Origin of the sequence: Butyrivibrio sp., assembly GCF_017940685.1 — a bacterium.
GTDB lineage: Bacteria > Bacillota > Clostridia > Lachnospirales > Lachnospiraceae > Butyrivibrio.
The window spans coordinates 1-6,323 of record NZ_JAGAYD010000041.1 but is presented as its reverse complement, the minus strand read 5'-3'; the positions used below and the strand labels follow the sequence as shown (position 1 = coordinate 6,323).

At 42.0% G+C, this 6,323-nt stretch carries 4 protein-coding genes and 1 pseudogene; 2 read left to right on the top strand and 3 right to left on the bottom strand.

Annotation, left to right across the window (positions count from 1 at the left end; translation table 11 throughout):
* Positions 1–217 precede the first annotated feature (217 nt).
* A complete protein-coding gene (locus J6I68_RS03015) occupies positions 218–2,038 on the bottom strand; it encodes an aminopeptidase P family protein (RefSeq protein WP_292217261.1) in 1,821 nt (606 codons plus the stop codon).
* A 122-nt stretch (positions 2,039–2,160) separates the two neighbouring features.
* On the opposite strand from J6I68_RS03015, the gene deoC reads away from it, so the two are divergent.
* A complete protein-coding gene (gene deoC / locus J6I68_RS03010) occupies positions 2,161–2,820 on the top strand; it encodes a deoxyribose-phosphate aldolase (protein WP_292217259.1) in 660 nt (219 codons plus the stop codon).
* Positions 2,821–2,952: 132 nt separating this feature from the next.
* Here the strand turns inward: deoC and J6I68_RS03005 are convergent, their stop codons facing one another.
* Together J6I68_RS03005 and thrC are read right to left on the bottom strand one after the other, a co-directional pair.
* A complete protein-coding gene (locus tag J6I68_RS03005) occupies positions 2,953–4,326 on the bottom strand; it encodes a citrate/2-methylcitrate synthase (RefSeq protein WP_292217258.1) in 1,374 nt (457 codons plus the stop codon).
* Between the two features lie 58 nt (positions 4,327–4,384).
* Positions 4,385–5,878, bottom strand: coding sequence for a threonine synthase (thrC, locus tag J6I68_RS03000; protein ID WP_292217257.1), 1,494 nt, complete (start codon positions 5,876–5,878; stop codon positions 4,385–4,387).
* A gap of 119 nt (positions 5,879–5,997) precedes the next feature.
* Between thrC and J6I68_RS02995 the strand changes: the two are divergent.
* A pseudogene (locus J6I68_RS02995) lies at positions 5,998–6,323 on the top strand (hypothetical protein); the annotation flags it as partial.

The window sequence follows — 6,323 nt, the reverse complement described above, 5'->3', positions numbered from 1 at the left end:
CTGTCTTCCTCTCCCGTAGCTGGTCTGCGTATACGCAGGGCCGAAGGCGTGACATTCAGGTAGGTAATGTAGGAATCCCGTTTAAAGTAATGTAGGTTCAAATTACACAGGAGGTGTCGGTCATCCCAGGAGAACTATCTTGTAGTTCTACTATTATTATATCCAAAGGGTGCATATTTTCAAGCATTCTGGCATATTTTAAGATTCTTTTTACTTTTTAGTTAATCTCTCTTGTAGCTTCTTTTAACCAGCCAAGAACTGCCTCATCCCTGATAAGTGGACTAACCTTTTCAAATACCATCTTGTGGTAATCATTAAGGGCTCTTATATCACTGTCGTCCATATACTTTGTATCGATGGCCTCAAGATCTATTGGAGCATAAGTAAGATGGGCAAAATGAAGGAACTTTCCATATTCATTTTCCACCCCGCCGACAACCTCAAGGATGTTCTCGATTCTGATACCATGGCTTCCTTCAATATATACTCCTGGCTCGTCGGATACGATCATTCCAGGAACAAGAGGCGCCTCGTTCTGTCCTGGTGTAAAGCGCCATCTGATGTTCTGTGGTCCCTCATGGACATTAAGGATATATCCGATTCCATGGCCTGTTCCATGCTTGTAGTCAATGCCGGCATTCCAAAGTGGTCCTCTTGCAAGGATATCTACATTCTTGCCAGTGCAGCCCTCAAGAAAGTTGGCATTAGCAAGACGAAGCATTCCGCATACAGTCAAAGTGTAATGTTTTTTGATCTCATCAGAAAGATCACCCACAACTATAGTTCTTGTTACATCTGTTGTTCCGCCCATGTATGTTCCGCCTGAATCAACAAGCAGAAGGCCCTGCTTTTTAACCTCAGCTGCGTTGTCCTTGGTAGCTTCATAATGAGCCATGGCAGCATTGGCGTTGTAGGCACTGATGGTAGGGAAACTCAGCTCTATAAATCCTGGAAGCTCAGCCCTCATAGAATCAAGCTTCATAGCTGCAGTATATTCAGTAACAGGCTCTTTTCCAACTGTATTCTTAACCCAATAGATAAACTCCGTGAGCTTGGCGCTGTCTCTAAGATAAACCTCTCTGATATTTTTAAGCTCCACATCATTTTTTGCCGCCTTAAGGTCCTCTGTTGGATCCTTGGCATTTATAAGGCGCAGATCTTCTTTTTTAACCTTATCAAGCAGGACCTTAAATGTAATGAAGTTAGTGTTTCTCTTGTCAAAAAGAATATTGCCCTCTGCCTTCATTTCTTTTACGTACTGAAGCACATCTCCGTACTCTTTAAGTGTGATACCCACTTTGTCACAGTAAGTGCGAACATCTTTTGTTATCTCTTTTTCCTGGACAAATAATGTAAAGCTGTCCATGGTGATAACTGCATAGGAAAGCGCTACAGGATTGCACTCGACGTCATTTCCTCTAAGGTTTGTAAGCCACATGATATCGTCGAGCTTACTTAAAAGATAGGTCTTTGTTCCATACTCCTGCATCTTTTTTCTCACCTCAGAAAGCTTGTCCTTAAAGCTCTTTCCGCAGAGGTCATCTGAAAGTACATACATGTCGTGGCATGGAAGAAGTGGCCTGTCTGTCCATACTGTTTCAGCCAGATCCTTGTCGATCTTAAGTGTAACTTCCTTAGTGCCAAGTTTCTTTTCCAGGTCCTCTCCAATGCTGGTAGAAATAACCCTTCCATCAAATCCAAGAACCTGCCCCTTTTCCATATTGGAAAGAAGGTACTCAGAAATAGTTGGAACGCCAGCTTCAAGCATCTTCATGAGCTCAACTCCAGTGCCCTTCATCTGGTTTTCCGCCTGGATAAAGTATCTGCCGTCAGTCCACATTTTAGCATCGTCCCTGCCAACAAGGAGTGTTCCGTTTGATCCGTCGAATCCGCAGAAGTACTCTCTTACTTTGAAAAAGTCTGCCGAGTACTCAGAATTGTGAAAGTCAGAGGTTGGCATCATGTAGTAGTCGATACCGTTTTTTGCCATCTCTTCCCGTAATCTTTTAATTCTTTCTTTTACTACTGTATTTTCCATTTTGGTTACCATTTCTCCTTTACCAAAAATATTTGCCAGAAAGAATTGTACCACATATTTCCTGGGGCTGTGATATAATTATTGAGCACTATTTATTGTATATTTTTAAGGAGATAATTGATATGGAAGAAAAAGAAATACTTGGCCTTATTGACCACACACTTCTTACTGCAGACGCAACATGGGAGGGAATCGTTTCCCTTTGCGACGAGGCTGTAAAATACGGCACAGCTACTGTTTGCATCCCTCAGACATATTTAAAGAGAGTACATGACAAGTATGGAGATAATTTAAAGCTTTGCACCGTTATTGGTTTCCCTCTTGGCTACAACAGCACTCATTCCAAGGTTGTTGAAGCCCAGGATTCGATTGCTGACGGCGCATCAGAGATTGACACAGTAGTTAACATCTCTGACGTTAAGAACCACAGATATGACGAAGTCAGAAAAGAGCTTACTGAGATCAAGAAAGCTTGCGGCGACAAGCTCCTTAAGGTCATCATCGAGACATGCTACCTTACAGACGAGGAAAAGATCGAGCTGTGCAAGATCATCACAGAGGTAAAGGCTGACTATATCAAGACTTCAACTGGTTTTGGCAGTGCAGGTGCTACTCTTGCAGATATTGAGCTCTTCAAAAAGCACATAGGCCCAGATGTAAAGATCAAAGCTGCTGGCGGAATCCGTACCATCGAGGATGCTCTTGCTTACGCAGAGGCAGGCTGCAGCCGTATCGGTTCATCTAAGGTTGCTCCTCTCATTGCAGCAAAGTATAACCTGTAATTTTTCTCAAGCCTAGACAGATAATAAAAATCCCTTGTTCCTCGAGGCTGTCGCTTAACCTCGTCACAAGGGATTTTTTATTATCTGTTCATTCTTGAAAAGCTTAAAATATCATATAATGTTTTGTGTTTGTCATGTTCTCTCGTTCATAGGAACATAGTCTTTTCGTGGCTCTATTGCCATGTATGCAGGACGTATGATCTTACCGTTGTTGGCTAGCTCTTCCATTCTGTGAGCTGACCAGCCTACTATCCTTGCAATGGCAAATATTGTAGGATACAGCTCCTCCGGAAGATCCAGCATTCTGTATACGAAGCCTGAGTAGAAGTCCACGTTGGCAGATACACCCTTGTACATGGTACGTTCTCCGCTGATAATCTCAGGTGCTAATCTTTCTACCATCTCGTACAGTGCAAGCTCGTCCTCTTTGCCCTTTTCGGCAGCAAGCTTTTCAACAAATCCTTTAAGGATCATTGCCCTGGGATCAGACTTGGAGTAGATGGCATGTCCTATACCATAGATAAGTCCTGATCTGTCGAAAGCCTCTTTGTTAAGTATCTTATCAAGGTATGCTCTTACCTCATCCTCGTCCTTCCAGTTCTTGACGTTAGCTTCAATGTCATCAAACATATGCACAACCTTAATGTTGGCTCCACCGTGCCTTGGTCCCTTTAAAGAGCCAATAGCTGCAGCGATTACAGAATAGGTATCTGTAAGAGAAGAGCTCACAACACGGGTCGTGAAGGATGAATTGTTACCGCCGCCATGCTCCATATGAAGCACAAGGCAAATATCAAGGAGCTTGGCTTCAAGCTCTGTGTACTTACTATCAGGCCTAAGGAGATACAGAATTGTCTCTGCTGTAGAAAGTTCCTCCTTTGGCGGATGGATTATCAGAGAATTTCCCTCGTGGTAGTGATTGTATGCATGATATCCGTAGATAGCAAGGAGCGGGAACATACTGATAAGCTGAAGTGACTGTCTTAGCACATTAGCCAGTGACACGTCATCAGCCAGGTCATCATAAAAATAAAGAGTAAGTACACTTCTAGCCAGAGTATTCATCATATCGCGGCTTGGAGCCTTCATGATAACGTCTCGTACAAAGCTGGTTGGAAGGTTCTTATATATTCCTAATAGTTTTTCAAATTCGAATAGCTCTTTTCCTGTAGGGAGCTTGTCAAAAAGAAGAAGGTACACACATTCCTCAAAGGCAAACCTGTTTTCCGCCACAGCTGAATCTATCAGCTTGTGGACGTCATATCCTCTATAATAAATCTCTCCGTCTGCAGGAACTTCTTTTCCATCTACTGTCTTTTTTGCAATAATCTCTGAGATTCTTGTAAGGCCAGTAAGAACACCCTTACCATTTAAGTCTCTAAGTCCTCTTTTTACATCGTACTTAACAAACAGTTCATTCTCAATCAGGTCTGCTTCCCTGGAAAGCTTGGAAAGCTCAATAATCTCAGGTGTGTTTTCAGAATAATATCCCTTGCCTAGATCCATACGCATCTCCCATTATTTAGTATTTGCAAAGTCATTACTTTTATATTTTAGCATTACATCAGATGCCAAGAAAAGACTTAACTGCACTTTCCATTTCTGTTTTAGCAACTACTGTCTTGTGCCTTATCTCTGCATTTCTGATGGATGTTACGGCATCAGGAATGGCAACTCCTGAAAGAACTGACAGCTCATCTGCAAGAGCAAAGTCATCCTTGCTGTCATCTCCCTTTCCAAGTGCATTCATGACACTTCTTGTAAACTTGTATGGGCTTGCAGTAGATGCAATGACTGTAGCGGTCTTGTCCCCAGTCTCTTTCTTGTACTTGTCATAAACTGCAGCTGCAACAGCAGTGTGAGTATCGATAAGGTATGACCCATTGTAAAACAGGTCAGCAATTGTCTTAAAGGTCTCATCTTCAGTAGCGAAGCCGCCGTAGAAATCCTTAAGCTCTTCTTTCATAGCAGGAGTTATCTCATACTTACCATCAGTAGAAAGCTCCTTCATGTACTTGGCATCTGCCTCAGCGCTATTGCCTGCAATGTGGTAAATAAGTCTCTCAAGGTTAGATGAGATGAGAATATCCATGGATGGTGAACTTGTAAGGACAAACTCACGATTCCTGTCATACTCACCTGTCTTAAAGAAGTCAAAAAGCACTTTATTGGAGTTTGATGCGCAGATGAACTTCCTGATAGGTACTCCCATCTTGCCAGCATAGTATGCAGCAAGGATATTTCCAAAGTTACCAGTTGGAACAACTACATTAATTGGATCGCCCTCAGCAATTCTGCCCTCTTTAAGAAGTTTGCCATAGGAGTATACGTAGTAAACGATCTGCGGAACAAGTCTTCCGATATTGATGGAGTTTGCAGATGAGAACTGGAATCCCTTGGAATCCATGTACTTTGCAAGCTCAGGATCAGTAAATATCTTTTTAACACCAGTCTGAGCATCGTCAAAGTTTCCTTCAATGCCGATAACACAGGTGTTCTGCCCTTTTTGAGTAACCATCTGCTGTTCCTGGATTGGGCTTACGCCGTGCTTTGGATAAAAGACAATGATCCTTGTGCCAGGAACCTCAGCAAAGCCAGCAAGTGCCGCCTTACCTGTATCTCCACTTGTAGCTGTAAGGATAACTATTTCATTCTGGATGGAATTCTTTTTGGCTGCTGTAGTCATAAGATAAGGAAGAATGGACAGGGCCATATCCTTAAATGCGATTGTTGCTCCGTGGTACAACTCAAGGAAATATGCTCCGCCCGCCTCTGATAAAGGCGCAATCTCCTCTGTATCAAACTTGGAGTCATAAGCATGTGAAATGCAATACTTAAGCTCCTCCTCAGTATAGTCAGTAAGCAGCAGCTTCATTACTTCATAAGCTGTCTCCTGATATGAAAGACCTGATATTTCTCCAAGTGTCTTTTCCAAGTGAGGAATATGATCAGGAACATAAAGACCTCCATCTGGCGCAAGACCCCTTAAAATTGCCTGGGACGCCTTGATGCAGCCCTTATCTCCTCTTGTACTTGAATACAAAACTTCCTTAGACATTTTCTCTCCTCCGTTTTGACACTGATAAGTTATTTCATATAAAATACTCTTATACACGTTAATGTATAAAAGTAAATTTTGATAAAGTATACCATAATACCAGTTCATTTGGGGGAAAAATGAGCAAAAAAAAATATGTTGGGGTATATTCCACAACTTTAAAGGATGGAACGCCATCTTTTCGTGCATCTATCACATATTGTGGCAAGCACATCGCCCTTGGAAGCTTTAGCGACATTAAAACTGCTTCAAAGGTTTATGAAGACGCATCAAAAGTTCTTGATGACGAAAGTATCACTGTTTCATCTTATAAAAAGACAATGTCACTGCCCTTTGATAAGTTTATCACCCTTATAAACTTCAGGGACAAAGGGATGTATATTTCAAATCCCATCTACCTTGAAAAGAAATATTTTTTGTACTACCTTTCACCTGAAAAAGTACT